The 13,980-nt window shown below is 71.6% G+C and carries 15 protein-coding genes; 7 read left to right on the top strand and 8 right to left on the bottom strand.

Annotated features, from left to right (window positions below; translation table 11 throughout):
* Positions 1–95: 95 nt before the first annotated feature.
* On the bottom strand, positions 96–266 hold the full coding sequence (locus OO60_RS46510) for a hypothetical protein (RefSeq protein WP_156081318.1): 171 nt from the start codon (positions 264–266) through the stop codon (positions 96–98).
* Positions 267–708: 442 nt separating this feature from the next.
* On the opposite strand from OO60_RS46510, the gene OO60_RS22560 reads away from it, so the two are divergent.
* Both OO60_RS22560 and shbA read left to right on the top strand, forming a co-directional pair.
* Positions 709–1,503, top strand: coding sequence for a hypothetical protein (locus OO60_RS22560; protein ID WP_033262041.1), 795 nt, complete (start codon positions 709–711; stop codon positions 1,501–1,503).
* Between the two features lie 230 nt (positions 1,504–1,733).
* Positions 1,734–2,366, top strand: a complete 633-nt coding sequence (shbA, locus tag OO60_RS22565; RefSeq protein ID WP_051767750.1) for an RNA polymerase sigma factor ShbA — start codon at positions 1,734–1,736, stop codon at positions 2,364–2,366.
* 3 nt (positions 2,367–2,369) lie between these two features.
* Here shbA and OO60_RS22570 read toward each other — a convergent pair whose 3' ends face one another.
* The 3 genes from OO60_RS22570 to OO60_RS22580 all read right to left on the bottom strand — a co-directional run bounded on the left by OO60_RS22570 (position 2,370) and on the right by OO60_RS22580 (position 3,873).
* Entirely contained in the window at positions 2,370–2,672 is a 303-nt protein-coding gene (locus OO60_RS22570; protein WP_033262043.1) for a cupin domain-containing protein, read from the bottom strand.
* 22 nt (positions 2,673–2,694) lie between these two features.
* Complete coding sequence (locus OO60_RS22575) at positions 2,695–3,189, bottom strand: sigma-70 family RNA polymerase sigma factor (protein WP_033262044.1); 495 nt, start codon at positions 3,187–3,189, stop codon at positions 2,695–2,697.
* Positions 3,190–3,504: 315 nt separating this feature from the next.
* Positions 3,505–3,873 (bottom strand): RNA-binding S4 domain-containing protein, encoded by a 369-nt coding sequence (locus tag OO60_RS22580; RefSeq protein WP_205624127.1) that lies wholly within the window; start codon positions 3,871–3,873, stop codon positions 3,505–3,507.
* A gap of 208 nt (positions 3,874–4,081) precedes the next feature.
* Here OO60_RS22580 and OO60_RS22585 point away from each other — a divergent pair, with 208 nt between their 5' ends.
* Complete coding sequence (locus OO60_RS22585) at positions 4,082–5,644, top strand: GMC oxidoreductase (RefSeq protein ID WP_003072950.1); 1,563 nt, start codon at positions 4,082–4,084, stop codon at positions 5,642–5,644.
* 54 nt (positions 5,645–5,698) lie between these two features.
* On the opposite strand, the gene OO60_RS22590 is transcribed toward OO60_RS22585, so the two are convergent.
* Entirely contained in the window at positions 5,699–6,184 is a 486-nt protein-coding gene (locus tag OO60_RS22590) for a carboxymuconolactone decarboxylase family protein (RefSeq protein ID WP_003072948.1), read from the bottom strand.
* Positions 6,181–7,257 (bottom strand): NAD(P)H-dependent amine dehydrogenase family protein, encoded by a 1,077-nt coding sequence (locus OO60_RS22595; protein WP_003072947.1) that lies wholly within the window; start codon positions 7,255–7,257, stop codon positions 6,181–6,183. The genes OO60_RS22590 and OO60_RS22595 overlap by 4 nt, the downstream gene beginning before the upstream one ends.
* Positions 7,258–7,370: 113 nt before the next feature.
* Here OO60_RS22595 and ilvD point away from each other — a divergent pair, with 113 nt between their 5' ends.
* Complete coding sequence (gene ilvD, locus OO60_RS22600) at positions 7,371–9,062, top strand: dihydroxy-acid dehydratase (RefSeq protein ID WP_033262045.1); 1,692 nt, start codon at positions 7,371–7,373, stop codon at positions 9,060–9,062.
* Here ilvD and OO60_RS22605 read toward each other — a convergent pair.
* Together OO60_RS22605 and OO60_RS22610 are read right to left on the bottom strand one after the other, a co-directional pair.
* Complete coding sequence (locus OO60_RS22605) at positions 9,041–10,399, bottom strand: class I adenylate-forming enzyme family protein (protein ID WP_003072939.1); 1,359 nt, start codon at positions 10,397–10,399, stop codon at positions 9,041–9,043. The genes ilvD and OO60_RS22605 overlap by 22 nt on opposite strands.
* A gap of 16 nt (positions 10,400–10,415) precedes the next feature.
* Positions 10,416–10,829, bottom strand: a complete 414-nt coding sequence (locus tag OO60_RS22610; RefSeq protein WP_003072937.1) for an SsgA family sporulation/cell division regulator — start codon at positions 10,827–10,829, stop codon at positions 10,416–10,418.
* Positions 10,830–11,149: 320 nt separating this feature from the next.
* On the opposite strand from OO60_RS22610, the gene sigK reads away from it, so the two are divergent.
* The 3 genes from sigK to OO60_RS22625 are packed head-to-tail and all read left to right on the top strand — an operon-like array spanning position 11,150 to position 13,915.
* Complete coding sequence (gene sigK, locus OO60_RS22615; protein WP_003072933.1) at positions 11,150–11,746, top strand: ECF RNA polymerase sigma factor SigK; 597 nt, start codon at positions 11,150–11,152, stop codon at positions 11,744–11,746.
* Positions 11,743–12,423 (top strand): anti-sigma factor, encoded by a 681-nt coding sequence (locus OO60_RS22620; protein WP_033262046.1) that lies wholly within the window; start codon positions 11,743–11,745, stop codon positions 12,421–12,423. The genes sigK and OO60_RS22620 overlap by 4 nt, the downstream gene beginning before the upstream one ends.
* Positions 12,416–13,915 carry a molybdopterin-dependent oxidoreductase gene (locus OO60_RS22625; protein WP_033262047.1) on the top strand — a complete coding sequence of 500 codons (1,500 nt, stop codon included), beginning with the start codon at positions 12,416–12,418 and terminating at the stop codon, positions 13,913–13,915. The genes OO60_RS22620 and OO60_RS22625 overlap by 8 nt, the downstream gene beginning before the upstream one ends.
* Positions 13,916–13,980: the final 65 nt, after the last annotated feature.

Here is a 13,980-nt window from a genome sequence, read left to right on the forward strand (position 1 = left end):
CTCGATCACCGCCCACGCCTTATCCGTCAACTCACCGCGACCAACCACCGCGCATAGCTACCAGAGACCCAGCTCAACCGCTTACAGGACACGCCCTAGCCGGGGCCGCCGGGTTCGTGCCGGCTGCGCGGGGCCGGCACGACGAACGCGATCACCGTCGCCGCCAGGCCGGCCAGCACGGAAACGTGCACGGCGGCCGGTACGGCGCTGATGAGGAACAGCCGCAACGTCCCCGAGATCAGCAGGCGCCACATCTTCGGGCTCATGATCAACAAGTACCCGCGGCGGGCCGCGGCCAACCGGGGCCCGGCCACGGTCACCCGGCGGGGTGGGTGCGCCGCCGGGCGCCGGAAAGGCGGAGGTGCGGCCGCCATTTCGACAACTTCGACAACCGGTCCGGGCCCGGCCGGTTTCGCCGCGGAATCCGCCGGGAGTTTCGGCGTTTCGCGCGCCAAGGGGAAAGGAAACCGCGGGATAACGATCCGTTTGTCGCCGCATGATCGACTGGACATCGGTGGTGGCGCTGGCGAACATTGACTCCCGTGCGTGGGAAGGGGACGAACGGTGGGCCTCAGTGCGGCGGACGTGGTCGGCGAGCTCAAGGCCCTGCGCAAAGGGAGGGCAATTTTCACGACACCGCTCGCCGACCGGGTCGGCCCCGCATTGCGGAGCACTTGTGGCATTTTGGAAGATGACGGAACGGTCGAGATGCGGCGTAAGCTGTCCGACCGATTGCGGCCGCTGGTCGAGTCGCTGCCGGACGACCTGAGAATCGCGCTCCTCGCGGCGTTCGCGCTGGAGGAGCGGGCCCGCAAACCGTTCTACCAGGACCGGGTGCACTGGGCGGCGATCACGCTCGACCGCGACGACCGGACGGTCCGGCGGCGGATCGACGAGGGAATCGAACAGATCGCCGCGCTCGCCGTCGCGGCGCCGGGACCGGAACTGCCGCGCTATCCGAGCCGCAGTTGGCACACCGAAGAACTGCGCGTCACGCTGGCTCTCGATCAACCGGTGCCGGAGGCGTTCGAATTCCGGCGGGTGATCGCGGACGCCGACGAAATCGCCGTGCTCGACCTCGCGTTGACGTTGCCGCTGTCCGCAGAATCCGGCGAATCGGTGCACGAGTCCGATCTCGGTGTCGACGTGTTCCACGGCGGCGTGCTCGCCGCCCGCGGGATGGAATCGAGCGACCGGATCGGGCTCGCGTTGCGCCTCCCCGAGCCGTTGCGCCGGGGCGCGCGCCACGAGGTCGGGCTGCGGTTCCGGGCGAACCTGCGGGAGCCGAGGTACGTCTGCGTGCCGAGGCACCCGTGCGACCGGTTCGACCTGCACGTCCGGTTCGGCAACCGGGTACCGGACCGGATCGTCCGCCTGGACGAGACCGACCCGGCCGACCGGTCACGCGGCGGCGCGGTGCTGGCGGCCGATGACGCGGGTGAGGTGCACGTGCGGTTCCGGCACCTCGCGCCGGGGCTCGCCTACGGCATCCGCTGGGGCTGAACCAGGGTCTTCCGGCCCTGGTCACGGGTGTCGTCCCGGCGGCGCAACCGGTGAAGTTCTCCCGTTTCGGCGGTTACCTGACAATATCTGGACAACCACCACCGCCCGGAAACGTTGCAGGTCAGCGCCTCGATTACTCCAGATGTCGGACCCGGGAACGTCCACCCAGCATAATGTCCATTGTGGACGAAACGGCCCGGCGGCGGACGCGAGGAGGGCCCGTGGAAACCATGATCTCGGAGGTGGCGCCGGTCGACGGCTACACCGTGCTGGCGGATTCGCCGCGGCCGGACGGCGGCCTGGCGAAGGAGCGCATCGACCCGGTGGTGGCGGCGGCCCGCGGCGGTGACCCGGCCGCGGTCCAGGCGCTGCTGCGGCTGATCAAGCCGATGGTCGTGCGCTACTGCCGGGCCCGGATCGGAGGCCGCGACCTCTCCTACCTCTCGGCGGACGACGTCGCGCAGGAGGTGTGCCTGGCGGTGCTGAAGGTGCTGCCGAACTACCAGGACCGCGGCGGTTCCTTCGTCTACCTGGTGCGCGCCATCGCGGCGAACAAGGTGGCCGACGCCTTCCGCTCGGTGGCCAGGGACCGCTCGAAGCCGGTCCCGGAGCTGCCGGACCGCCCGCTCGGCGGCAACGAGCCGGAGAACCACGTCCTCGAGCTGGACCTCGGTGCCCGCCTCGGCCGGCTGCTGGCGCTGCTGCCGCCGCTGCACCGGGAAATCCTGTCGCTGCGGATCATCGCCGGCCTGTCGGCGAACGAGACGGCGGAGGCCCTCGGCATTTCCGCGGGCAACGTCCGCATCACCCAGTACCGCGCCCTGACGAAGCTGCGCGGCATGATCGGCGAGCGCGGGCTCTGAGGGTCACTCCAGCCATTCGGTGACGAAGTGGTCGCTTTCGTGGATGTGCACGGCTTCGTAGACGCCGGGCCCGAGCACGGCGAACTTGTGCGGCGTGTGCGCCGGGACGACGAGCACGTCCCCGGCGCCGCCGTCCCGCTGCTCGTCGCCGACGGTGAACCGCGCCCGCCCGCGGATGATGACGAACGTTTCGGTGTAGGGGTGCCGGTGCAGCCGCGGCCCGGAGCCGACGACGTCCGTGCTTTCGCGGATGACCGAGATCCCGGACCCGACGTCGCGCCCTTCGAAGTTCTCGCTGTCGCTCACCCGGCCAGGGTAGTCCCGGAAGTCAGCTCGTGACCGCCTTCCGCAGCTGGCCGAGCGCGCGGTGCTGGGCCACCCGCACCGCCCCGGGGGTCGAGCCGACCGCCGTCGCGGTCTCCTCGGCCGACAGGCCCACCACCACGCGCAGCACCACGATCTCGCGCTGCTTGCGGGACAGCACCCGCAGCAGCTTCGCCATCCGCTCGCCGAGCTCGCACCGAAGGACGTGGTGTTCGGGATCCGGCGCCGAGTCGGCACCGTCCGGCAGTTCGGCGACCGGCTCGGCCCGCTGCCGGGCGGCGGCCCGGCGCGCCGCGGCGACCTGGTGGCGGGCGATGCCGCGGACGAAGTCCCCGAACGGCCGCCCCGGCGGCCGCCGGGGCAGGGCCTCGAGCAGTTCCAGGCAGGCGTCCTGGGCGACGTCGTCCGCCGCGTCCGGGTCGAGCCGGGCGCGGCAGTAGCGCACCACGAGCGGCCGAGCCGCGACCAGCAGGCTGTCCCGGGTTGTGCTCGTCGTCATGCCGGGCAACTACCCCGGTTGCGCGGCGCCCGACCGGGTTCGCGCGGATTCCCGGCTATTTCCGGACCGGCCCCGCAACCGGCGACGATCCCCGGCCGGAACGCGGAGATGACCTACTCATGCGCGGGGATGCCGTCGATGGGCGCGGTCGTGCCGGGGGAGGGGGTGCCCGGCACGGCTTTCGCGCTGCGTTGGGGAGCGCTTCCCGGCCGGGGTAGTGCCGGTGGTGCGCGCCCATGCCGGGCGCCCGGCGCGACTTCCGCGCCGTGAGCGCTTCCCGGCCGGGAAAGTCCCAGTTACGCGCGCCCGGTTCCGCTAAGGCTCCGGCCGGGACCGGAACGCGTCGAGCACGCGACGCTCCCGTTTGGTCGGCCGGCCCGCGCCGCGGTCGCGGCGGGCGACCGGGATCGCCGTCTCCGGGGGCGGTTTCGGCGTCCGGTCGAGGTAGCACGTCGCCGCGTCCGGGGCGCCCACGCGCTTCTGGATCACGCGGACCACGTCGAGCACCTTCGTCGTCCCGCCGACGCGCAGGCGCACCTCGTCGCCCGGGACGACGGTGGTCGCCGGTTTGGCCGGCTTGTCGTTGACGCGCACGTGGCCGCCCCGGCACGCCGCCGCGGCGTCCGGGCGGGTCTTGGTTAGCCGGACCGCCCAGAGCCAGCGGTCCACTCGGGTGGACTCCACAGTCGTCCATCATGGCCCATTCAGCGGCACGGCCCCGCCACCCCGTCAGGTTACTCGTGGGTATATGTCGACTTGTCTGCACCATCCAGCTATAACTTGTTCTAAATACCTCAACGGTGAGGAACAAAGCATGAGCGACGAACCCATGTGGAGAACAACTTCCAACCCCGTTTCCCGTCGCCTCTTCATTGCTGGAACCGGTTCTATCTTGGCCGGGGCCGCGCTGGCCGGTCGGGCCGCCGCCGCGGCACCGCAGCCGGCCTCCGCCGCCGTCATCGCCGACGGCGCCCGCGTGTCCGCGCTGGTGATCGGGACCGGGTACGGCGGCTCGGTCGCCGCGCTGCGGCTCGCCCAGGCCGGCGTCGACGTGCAGATGGTCGAAATGGGCATGGCCTGGGACACGCCCGGCCCGGACGGCAAGATCTTCTGCGCCACGCCGAATCCGGACCAGCGGTCGTTCTGGTTGCGCACCAGGACGAAGCAGCCGTTCTCCAACTTCCTCGGGTTCCCGATCGACAAGGACATCCCGCGCTACACGGGCATCCTCGACGCCGAGGAGTTCGGCGGGATCATCGTGTACCAGGGCCGCGGCGTCGGCGGCGGCTCGCTGGTCAACGGCGGCATGGCCGTCACGCCGAAGCGCGAGAACTTCGGCGCGATCCTCCCCACGGTCAACGCCGACGAGATGTACAACGTCTACTACCCGCGCGCGAACGCGGGTCTCGGCGTCGCCACCGTCCGTCCGGCCTGGTTCGACTCCACCGACTGGTACCAGTTCGCCCGCGTCGGCCGGAAGCAGGCCCAGCGGTCCGGTTTCCCGTTCGTGTTCGTGCCGGACGTGTACGACTGGGACTACATGGAGCAGGAGGCGGCCGGCACCGTCCCGAAGTCGGCGCTGGCCGGGGAAATCCTGTTCGGCAACAACTACGGCAAGAAGTCGCTGCAGAAGACCTACCACCCGCGGATCGCCGCGACCGGCAAGGTCACCATCTCGCCGCTGCACCGCGTGACGCAGGTGGTGCCGGCCTCCGGCGGCGGCTACACGGTGACGATCGAGCAGCTGACCACCGCGGGCGCGGTGTCCGCGATCAAGAGCGTCACGGCGGACACGGTGTTCTTCGCCGCGGGCAGCGTCGGCACGAGCAAGCTGCTGGTGAAGCTGAAGGCGACCGGCGCGCTGCCGAACCTCAACGGCGAAGTCGGGAAGGGCTGGGGCGACAACGGGAACGTGATGGTCGGGCGCGCCAACCAGATCTGGGACCCGACCGGCGCCTCCCAGTCGACCATCCCGTGCGGCGGCATCGACAACTGGAACGCGGGCGGCGCGTTCGCGGAGGTCGCGCCGCTGCCGACCGGGATCGAGACGTGGGCGTCGTTCTACCTGTCGATCACGAAGAACCCGAACCGGGCGCAGTTCACCTGGAACCCCACCACGCGCGCGGTCGAGCTGAACTGGCAGACGGCGTGGAAGCAGCCGTCGATCGACATGGCGAAGACCATCTTCGACAAGATCAACTCGACCGAGGGGACGATCTACCGGACCGACCTCTTCGGCACGTACAAGATCTGGGGCGACCATCTCACCTACCACCCGCTCGGCGGCGCGGTGCTCGGCAAGGCGACCGACAACTACGGCAGGCTCGCCGGCTACCCGGGCCTGTACGCGATCGACGGCTCGCTGATCCCGGGCAACACCAGCGTCAACCCGTTCGTCACCATCACCGCGCTGGCGGAACGCAACATCGAGAAGATCATCGCCCAGGACTTCTGACCCCTGCCGCGGCTCGTCGTGAGTGGTAAGGCGAGTTAGAACTCGCCTTACCACTCACGAGCGGTGGGACGGGAGGACGCAGGCGGTGTCGAGGCCGAGGACGTGGTTGAGGCGGCCGAAGGCGAGCCACGCGCCGAGGCTCATCGAGAGCTCGACGATCTCCTGCTGCGTGTAGGACGCCGACATCCGCTTCCAGAACTCGTCGTCCAGGTTGTGGTGGTCGGTCGCGTACCGCTCGGCGTACTCCGCCGCGAGCCGCGTCCGCTCGTCGAAGCGGTCGGTCGTGCGCCACTCCGACACCGCGTCCGCGAACTCCGGCTCGACCTTGACGCCGTCGCGCTCCGTGCGCCAGTCGAGGCAGAAGACGCAGCCGTTGATCTGCGCGATCCGCAGCCGCGCGGCCTCGAACTCCCGCAGGCCCAGCGTCGTGTGTTCGTACACCGCCAGCGAAAACTTCGAGGCGGCGATCCCGATGCCGGGCACCATTTCGCCCCAGACGTACCCGATCGGGTCCTTGCCCGCGGGGATGTCGATGTTCACGGACGGCTCCTTCCGAGCTTGCCGGCTGCCGGGCGCAGCGGGACGTCGAGTGCGTCGTAGAGGCCGGGTTCCGTCGCGGCCAGCCAGTCGATCGCGCCGACCAGGCGGCCGACGGCGGTGGCGTTCCCGCCGGCCGACCGGTTTTCGCCTTCGTCGGTCGCCTCGACGGTGACTTCGATGCGCGGCCGGCCTTCGATGATCACGCGGTGGGCGCCGTCGCCGCTGGGCGGCGTCGGCCAGTCCGGCGCGCACGACGGGTGGATGCGCGTGACGTGCTCGATGACGATCCGCGGCTCGCCGCCGACGATGCCCTGCACCTCGAACCGCACCGCGCCCTGGGTGCCCTTCTCGAACTCGCCCATGGTCCGCGTGGTGACGGTCTCGTCCAGCGGACGCCGGTCGAGCGTCTCGCGCAGTTCGTGGACCTCGACGCCGAGGCCGCGGGCGATCAGCCGGACCTGCCCGCCCCACACCATCGACGGCACGCCGGTCATCAGCATCGGCGGGTCGTAGTCCATCGGCTGCCCCATGCCGACCAGGTACCGGACGGAGTCGGGCTGCTCGTAGGTCGAGTAGTCGAAGATCTCCTGGCAGCGGACGGCGTCGACGTCGGTGCCGAGCCCGCTGATCAGCAGCGGCAGCACGTCGTTGCCCCAGCCGGGGTCGACGCCGGAGACGAACAGCGAACCGCCGCCGTCCTTGATCGCCGCCAGTACCGGGTCCCGCAGCTCCGGAGGTGCGTTCCGCTGGTCGTAGAGCGGGTACAGGGCCGGTGTCACGACGACCGCGCCCGCCCGGACGGCCCGCACGATGTCGGCGAGCGCGTCGTCGAACCGGACGTCACCCGAAGCGGCGTACACGACCGCACGCGGGCTCGCGGCCAGGACGGCGTCGATGTCGTCCGTCGCGGCGACACCCAGCGCGCCGGTTCCGGCCAGCTCGCCGGCGTCCTTGCCGACTTTCGCCGGGTCGTGGACGAGCACCGCGGTGAGCTTCAGCGCCGGGTGGGCCTCGACGGCCCGGATTGCCGCACGGCCCACGTTGCCCGTGCCCCACACCACTGTGGCGATCATGGCCCGAGTTTTCGCCGGTGGGTGCGCGCGCGGGTAGGAAATCGTTCCGGCCAGCGGACCGCGCGTCCGTTGGTAACATGACCAGCGCCCGAACGTCGTATCGGAGGCCCGCGATGACGATCGACCCGAAGCCCCGCAGCCGCACGGTGACCGACGGGATCGAGGCCGCGCCCGCGCGCGGCATGCTCCGCGCCGTCGGGATGGGGGACGGCGACTGGCAGAAGCCGATCATCGGCGTCGCCAGCTCGTGGAACGAGATCACGCCGTGCAACCTGTCGCTGGACCGGCTGGCCCAGGCGTCGAAGGAAGGCGTGCACGCGGCCGGCGGCTACCCGCTGCAGTTCGGCACCATCTCGGTGTCCGACGGCATCTCCATGGGCCACGACGGCATGCACTTCTCGCTGGTCTCCCGCGAGGTCATCGCCGACTCGGTCGAGACGGTGATGCAGGCCGAGCGGCTCGACGGCTCGATCCTGCTGGCCGGCTGCGACAAGTCGCTGCCGGGCATGCTGATGGCCGCCGCGCGCCTCGACCTGGCGTCGGTGTTCCTCTACGCGGGCACGATCGCCCCCGGCTGGGTGAAGCTCACCGACGGCACCGAGAAGGACGTCACGCTGATCGACGCCTTCGAGGCGGTCGGTGCCTGCCGGGCCGGGCGCATGAAGAACGCCGACCTCGACCGCATCGAACGCGCCATCTGCCCCGGTGAAGGCGCCTGCGGCGGGATGTACACGGCGAACACGATGGCGTCGGCGGCGGAGGCCATGGGGATGAGCATGCCCGGGTCGGCCGCGCCGCCGTCCGCGGACCGCCGTCGCGACCACTACGCCCACCTGTCCGGCGAAGCCGTCGTGGGCCTGCTCGAGAAGGGCATCACCGCGCGGGACATCCTGACGCGCGAGGCGTTCGAGAACGCCATCACCGTCGTCATGGCCCTCGGTGGTTCGACCAATGCGGTGCTGCACCTGCTGGCCATCGCGCACGAGGCGAAGGTTCCGCTGACCCTCGACGACTTCAACCGCGTCGGCGACCGCGTCCCGCACCTGGGCGACCTGAAGCCGTTCGGCAAGTACGTCATGAACGACATCGACCGCCACGGCGGCATCCCGGTGCTGATGAAGGCGCTGCTGGACGAGGGCCTGATCCACGGCGACGCGCTGACGGTGACCGGGCGCACGGTGGCCGAGAACCTCGCCGAGCTCGACCCCGATCCGATCGACGGCGAGGTGCTGCGCACCCCGGCCAACCCGCTGCACCCGACCGGCGGCATCACCATCCTGCGCGGCTCGCTCGCCCCCGACGGGGCCGTCGTGAAGTCCGCGGGCTTCGACACCGCCAACTTCGAGGGCCCGGCCCGCGTGTTCGAGCGCGAGCAGGAGGCCATGGCCGCGCTGAACGAGGGCCGCATCGAGGCCGGGGACGTCGTGGTCATCCGCTACGAAGGCCCCAAGGGCGGCCCGGGCATGCGGGAGATGCTGGCGATCACCGCGGCGATCAAGGGCGCGGGTCTGGGCCGCGATGTCCTGCTGCTGACCGACGGGCGGTTCTCCGGCGGCACCACCGGCCTGTGCATCGGCCACGTCGCCCCCGAGGCGGTCGACGGCGGGCCGATCGCGTTCGTGCGCACCGGCGACCGGATCGCCGTCGACATCAAGGCGCGGAGCATCGACCTGCTGGTCGACGCCGCCGAGCTGGCCCGCCGCCGCGAGGGCTGGGAGCCGCTGCCGAACAAGTTCGGAGAGGGCGTGCTCGGCAAGTACGTCAAGCTGGTGCGGTCGTCGTCCTACGGGGCCGTCACGAGCTGAGCGAGGGCGCGCTTGTCGACCTTGCCGACGTCGGTGAGCGGCAGCGCGTCGACGAAGGCCACGCGCGCCGGGACGTAGTGCTCTTGGCCGAAGGCTTCCCGCGCGTGGGCTTGGAGGTCGGCTGCCGTGACGGCGCTCGTCGCCACGACGACGGCGTGCAGCCGGTCGCCGTGGCCGAAGACGGCCGCGCTCCGCACCGCCGGGTGGGTGGCGAGGGCGTGTTCGACGACGGTGGTCGGGACCTTCGTGCCGTGCTCGCCGACCACGGCGACATCGTCCGCGCGGTCGAGCAGGTAGAGGTACCCCTCGTCGTCGAACCGGCCCAGGTCACCGGTGCGCAGCCAGCCCGCGCCGACCTCCGGGCCGCCGAGGTAACCGTCCATCATGGACAGTCCGCGCACCTCGACCTCGCCGTCGGCGGTGAGGCGGGCTTCCATGCCGGGCACGATCCGGCCGACCGACCCCAGCCGCTCCGGGCGGCCGATCAGCTCGGCGGCCGAAATGCTCGCGATCATCGGCGCCTCGGTGAGGCCGTAGCCCTGGCCGACGACCGGGCCGAAGACGTCGAGGGCCTGCGCGAGCCGGTGCGGCGGCAGCGGCGCGGCGCCGAGGGACAGCGACCGCACGCTGCTGAGGTCCGTTTCCGGTCGCTTCGGGTGGTCGAGGAGCGCAGCCAGCCGCGGCGGCGTCAGCGAGAGCGTGTCGATGCGGTGTTCCTCGATCGCTTCAAGGACGGCTCCTGCGTCGAATCCGTCGTGGATGACGACGGTGTCCTGCCGCAGCAGCGTGCCGAGCACGGTCGCGTTGCCGGTCATGTGCGTCATCGGGGCGACCAGCAGCGTGCGGCCGGGGCCGTCCGGCGACGGCGTGAAGATGTAGGCCATGCCGTCGTAGATGCCGCTGTGGCGGATCAGCTTGGGGGTGCCGGTGGTGCCGCCCGTGGGGAAGAGCAGGCGGACCGTCTCCGGCGGGTGCAGCGGCTCGGGCTCGCCGTCGAGGTCGGCGAGGGTTTTCGTGTCGCCGCCGGGCCAGTCGCGGGGCCGGTCGGTGACGACGGTGGCGCCGCTCGCCGCGGCGAGCCGGTCTGCTTTCGGAGCCGATGCCGGGACCAGGAGGACGGTCGCGCCGCGCAGGAGGCCCGCCAGCTGGACGAGGACCGTCTCGGGCCGGTTGCGCAGGTCGACGGCGAGCGTTTCGACGTCACCCAGTCCGCCGTGCAGGCGGCGCAGCCGGTCCCGGGCCTGGTGGTAGGTGGTGACGCCGTCACTCGCGTGGAACAGGACGCGGTCACCGCCGTCGTCGAGGGCGGCGAGGACCTTCGCCAGGAAGAAGCTCACGCCCGGGGACGGTAACTCAGTCCTGGTAGGAAAGCTTTTCGATTTCCTCGTCGAAGTCGAACCAGTCGCTCTCGCTGCCCGCCGGGACGACGTCGTAGGTCCGGTCGAGGAAGGCCGCGATCTCCTTCGCGGGCGCTTCGAGCACGGCGGCGCCGTCGGGGGAGCTCAGCTCCACGACGACCAGCGCCGGGTCGCCGGCCGGCCCGATCCGCACGTCGCCGTCGCCGCAGCGGCCGAGGAGGCCGTCGGCGAGCAGGTCGCGCCCGAAGAGCCAGCGGACCGCGCTCGGACCGGCGTGCAGCACCACGGCGACCGCGTACGGGTCACGGGTGTCGTACTCCAGCTCGGCCGGCACCGGCCGCGGGCCGGCCCCGAAGGTGCGGAGGGCGAAGTCGATGTCGGTACTGATCACGCTGTACGGGTCGGTCATCGGACCGCCTTTGCTACTCGTCGGTTAACTTCGGTTGCTTCCAGGGATAACCCATAGTCAGTGCAACGCCCAGCGTTCCGAATAACTTTCACACTCTGGGGTGATCAAGAAGTGTCCGAGGTCACCGTCCGCGTGGCCGATCGGGCAGCTGCCTGACACAGCGTCACCGAAGGTCACAGGAATTCGGAGCCGCGCGCCCGCCGGATGGGTCCCGGCGGCGGATTTGCGCCGTCCGGGTGGGAAAGGCCACCGGACACAGTCCGTTCCTCGGTACGGCCGCGAACGCCCCATGAGTCAGGGGTGACGTGGAGGGTGCCGGCATGGGTGAGCGTGGGCGGTTGCGGCTGCCACCGGACGAGGCACCGGCGCCAGCGCCGAGCGCCGAAGAGCTGCTCGGGCGGGTGGCGGCGGGCGACGAACCGGCGTTCGCGGCGCTGTACGACCTCGTCGCCGGCCCGGTGCTGGGCCTGGCGACGCGCGTGCTGCGCAATCACGCGCAGGCCGAGGAGGTGACGCAGGAGGTGCTGGTGGAGGTGTGGCGCAAGGCCACGCGGTACGAGCCGGAGCGCGGCAGCGCGCTGTCGTGGGTGCTGACCATCGCCCACCGCCGCGCCGTCGACCGCGTGCGTTCGCACCAGGCCGGTGCCGACCGCGAGGAGCGGGCCGGCCTGATGGACGTGCGGCGGCCGTTCGACGAGGTCACCGAGTCCACTTTGGCCGGTTTGGAGCAGCAGCGGGTGCGGCAGTGCCTGGCCGCGCTGACCGACCTGCAGCGCGAGTCGATCGTGCTGGCCTACTACAACGGCTACACCTATCCCGAGGTCGCCGAGGTGCTGAAGGTCGCGCCGGGGACCGTGAAGACCCGCATCCGGGACGGCCTGATCCGGCTGCGCGACTGCCTGGGGGTGGACCGGTGACCGCCGAACTGCACACGCTGACCGGGGCGTACGCCCTCGACGCGGTGTCCGATGTGGAGCGTGCCGAGTTCGAACGGCACCTCGGGGCGTGCGCCGCCTGCCGCCAGGAGGTGGCGGAGCTGCGGGCGACCGGTGCGCGGCTGGGCGTGGCCGCCTCGGCCGACCCGCCGCCGTCGCTGAAGGCGCTGGTGCTCGCCGACGTGGCCCGCACCCGCCAGCTGCCGCCGAAGGTGCCGGTGGTCCGCCGGCTGAGCCGGGCCAAGACGTGGCAGCTGCGCGTCTCCCTGTTCGGCGCCGCGGCGGCGGCCACGGCCGCGGTCGTCTTCGGCGTGGCCACGACGCCCGCGCCGGTCGACTCGGTGCTGTCCGCGCCGGACGCGTCCGCGATCCAGGGCGTCGGCGCGGGACACGCCACGCTCGTCGTCTCGCGCAGCCGCCACCAGGCCGTGCTGCTCGCGTCGGAGCTGCCCGCGCTCGACGCCGGGCACGTCTACCAGGTGTGGCTGCTCGGCGCCGGGGGCGCGCGGTCGGCCGGGCTGATGACGGCCGAGGCGTCGCAGCGGATGCTCGTGGCCGAGCTGCCGCCCGACGTCGACCGGATCGGGATCACCGTCGAGCCCGCCGGCGGCTCGGCCGGCCCGACGACCCCCGCCGTCACCAGGATCTCCCTTGCTTAGGCGCGGGCCGGCCGCCTTGCTGGGGGTCCTGGCGCTCGTGGCGGCGCTGGCGGCGGGGCACCTGGTGGCCGGGTTCGTCGGCGTCAACGCGTCGCCGTACCTGGCGGTCGGCAACGGCGCGATCGACCTGACGCCGGTGGGGCTCAAGGACTTCGCGGTCCGCACCTTCGGCACCTACGACAAGCTCGTGCTGCTGTCGGGGATGGCCGTGGTGCTGGTGCTGGTGGCCGCGGTGGCGGGTCTGCTGTCCCGGCGCACGCCGGTGCCGGGACTGGTGGTGATCGCCGGGTTCGGGCTGGTCGGGCTCGTGGCCGTGTACGCGCGGCCCGACCTGGACGGTGTCGCGCTGCTCGCGCCGCTGGCGAGCCTGGTCGCGGGCGTCGGGACGTTCGCCGTCCTGCACCGGCTCGACATCACGCCGGATCGTTCGCGCCGGACGGTGCTGCTGGCGGGCGCCGGCGTGGTCGTGGGCGCCGGGGTCGCGGGCCTCGGCGGGCAGCTCCTGGCCGGCCGCCGGGACGCGGCGGCGTCGCGCGAAGCGGTCGGGCGGCTCGTCCCGGCCCGGACCGCGCCGATGATCCCGGCCGACGCCGACTTCGCGAAGCTGGGCACGCCGACGTTCCTGACGCGCAATGACCGCTTCTACCGCGTCGACACCGCGTTGACCGTGCCGCAGGTGCGGGCCGAGGACTGGAGCCTGCGCCTGCACGGCCTGGTCGACCGCGAGGTCCGGTACCGCTACGCCGACATCCGGAACCGGCCGCTGGTGGAGCGCACGATCACGATGACCTGCGTGTCCAACGAGGTCGGCGGCACCTACGTGTCCACCGCGAACTTCGTCGGCGTCGACCTGGCCGACCTGCTCGACGAGGCCGGGGTGCGGCCCGGCGCCGAACAGCTCTATTCGTCCAGTGTGGACGGCTGGACCTCCGGCAGCCCGGTCGCCGCGGCGCTGGACCGGGCGCGCGGGGCGATGCTCGCCATCGGCATGAACGGCGAGCCGTTGCCGATCGAGCACGGTTTCCCGGCCCGGCTGGTCATTCCCGGGCTGTACGGGTACGTGTCGGCCACGAAATGGGTGACCGACCTCGAAGTCACCACGTGGGACGCGCGGCAGGCGTATTGGCTGAAACGCGGCTGGGGCCGGGAAGCGCCGATCAAGACGGAATCGCGCATCGACACGCCGAAGGGTTTCGAAACCGTCCCGGCGGGGAAGGTGCGGGTCGCGGGGGTCGCCTGGGCGCAGCACACCGGCATCGCCAAGGTCGAGGTGCGCCTGGACAACGGACCGTGGCGGGAAGCTGTGCTGTCGCAGGAAGTCAACGTGAACACCTGGCGCATGTGGTGGCTCGAGTTCGACGCCGCACCGGGTGGGCACCAGGTCGTCTGCCGGGCGACCGACAAAAGCGGGTACACGCAGACCGAAATGCGCGCCGGGACCGTCCCCGACGGCGCGACCGGGTGGCACAGCATCGCGTTCACGACACGGTGACCTGGATCACCCGAATGGGTGCCAAGCCGATTTCCGAGTGGTTCCGAATACCGGGCAAGAAGAAG

It is taken from the genome of Amycolatopsis vancoresmycina (genome assembly GCF_000716785.1).
GTDB classification, from domain to species: domain Bacteria; phylum Actinomycetota; class Actinomycetes; order Mycobacteriales; family Pseudonocardiaceae; genus Amycolatopsis; species Amycolatopsis vancoresmycina.

Coding starts and splice junctions, on each gene's coding strand:
- OO60_RS46510 (WP_156081318.1), bottom strand. CDS start 266: ATGAGCCCGAAGATGTGGCGCCTGCTGATCTCGGGGACGTTGCGGCTG.
- OO60_RS22560 (WP_033262041.1), top strand. CDS start 709: ATGCGGCGTAAGCTGTCCGACCGATTGCGGCCGCTGGTCGAGTCGCTG.
- shbA (WP_051767750.1), top strand. CDS start 1,734: ATGATCTCGGAGGTGGCGCCGGTCGACGGCTACACCGTGCTGGCGGAT.
- OO60_RS22575 (WP_033262044.1), bottom strand. CDS start 3,189: ATGACGACGAGCACAACCCGGGACAGCCTGCTGGTCGCGGCTCGGCCG.
- OO60_RS22595 (WP_003072947.1), bottom strand. CDS start 7,257: ATGATCGCCACAGTGGTGTGGGGCACGGGCAACGTGGGCCGTGCGGCA.
- ilvD (WP_033262045.1), top strand. CDS start 7,371: ATGACGATCGACCCGAAGCCCCGCAGCCGCACGGTGACCGACGGGATC.
- OO60_RS22610 (WP_003072937.1), bottom strand. CDS start 10,829: ATGACCGACCCGTACAGCGTGATCAGTACCGACATCGACTTCGCCCTC.
- sigK (WP_003072933.1), top strand. CDS start 11,150: ATGGGTGAGCGTGGGCGGTTGCGGCTGCCACCGGACGAGGCACCGGCG.